We start from the raw sequence: 1,365 nt of genomic DNA, 5'->3' as shown, positions 1-1,365 counted from the left end.
TTTATCGGCGGACAAGGCGAATACCCCGAGGCTTGACCTCGGGGATGAAGCCGACAACTCGTGATACAAACCACTAAATGAACACATCACTAATCAATAGACGGCGATGGAATACAGTCACCGCTACCACGCTTACCCGACACAAGAGGTAGCGGCTGGACTGGAACAGCATTTGGATGTTCATCGCCAACTCTACAACCACGTCCGCTGGGACTACGAACAAGCCCCGGAGGACAATAAGCCGAGTGAGTACGACCAGAACAACAAACTTCCCGACTGGAAGCGAAAGTGGCCCGTCTTCAGTAAACTACACTCGAAGGCCGCTCAAGCCACCGTCGCACGCTTCTATCGGAACCTCTCGAACCTTCGCAAGAAGAAAGAGAAGGGATACAACGTTGGTCGGCTCGAACGGCAAGCACCCACCGATTATCGAAGCGTCACGTACAACCAGTCTGGTTTCGATCTCGATGAAAAGAGGGGCCAAGACAGGTTCGCGTACGTCCGCTTCAGTAAAATCGGTTGGGTGAAGATTCGTTACCACCGCCCGATTCCCGACCACGCCACCATCAAAGAGGTCACGTTCAAGAAGGAGACGACTGGCGAGTGGTTCGTCTGCTTCGGATTGGAAACCGACGACGCCGATCTCCCCGAGAAACCCGACGTGGAATCGCTGGACGCGAGCAACAGCGTCGGTATCGACCTCGGAATACTCAACTACATCCACACTAGCGACGGCAAAACCGTGGATTGGCTCGACCTCGAAGACGACTACGAGCGACTCGGACGCGAACAGCGTAAGTTATCTCGGAAGGAGAAGGGGTCGAACAACTACGAGAAACAACGAGTCGAAGTTGCCAAAGTCAAGCGTCGGATTCGCCGGAAGGTGCTGGACTACCAGCACAAGATAACGACATGGCTCGTCCGCGAGTACGACGCTGTATTCGTCGAAGACCTGAACGTGAAGGAGATGCTTGAACAGTCGCACAACACTCGAAACAAGCAGGATGCGGCGTGGCGACAGTTCATCACCCTGCTCGAATACAAAGCCGACTTGTACGGCTGTCACGTCGTCAAAGTCGAAGCCAGAGGCACGACCAAACAGTGCGCGTCGTGCGGTGTGGAGACAGCGAAACCCATCTGGGTCAGAGAACACTCCTGTCCGTCGTGTGGATTTGAGACGGACAGGGACGCGAATGCTGCGATGAACGTCTTACAGAGAGGCTTTTCTGAATTAGGGCTGGGATGGCCCGAAGACACGCCCGTGGAGACTGTGACCGCTACGGACACGACTCACTTCGAGTCCGTGTCTGCAAGTCACGTCGTGGAAACGGGAAGCCTCGGGGCTTGACCCCGAGGCGATTCACC

1 protein-coding gene is annotated in these 1,365 nt (G+C 55.2%); it reads left to right on the top strand.

The features are described 5' to 3' along the window. Positions 1 to 106 precede the first annotated feature (106 nt). On the top strand, positions 107 to 1,348 hold the full coding sequence (locus ACNS88_RS17570; protein ID WP_435100636.1) for an RNA-guided endonuclease InsQ/TnpB family protein: 1,242 nt from the start codon (positions 107 to 109) through the stop codon (positions 1,346 to 1,348). Positions 1,349 to 1,365: the final 17 nt, after the last annotated feature.

Source organism: Halorubrum shenae (assembly GCF_051194165.1).
Lineage (GTDB): Archaea > Halobacteriota > Halobacteria > Halobacteriales > Haloferacaceae > Halorubrum.
The sequence above is the reverse complement of the archived record's forward strand: the minus strand, read 5'-3'. Positions and strand labels throughout refer to the sequence as shown.

What these genes read in the sequence shown, in the direction of transcription:
- ACNS88_RS17570 (WP_435100636.1), top strand. Translation starts at nt 107, where the DNA reads ATGGAATACAGTCACCGCTACCACGCTTACCCGACACAAGAGGTAGCG.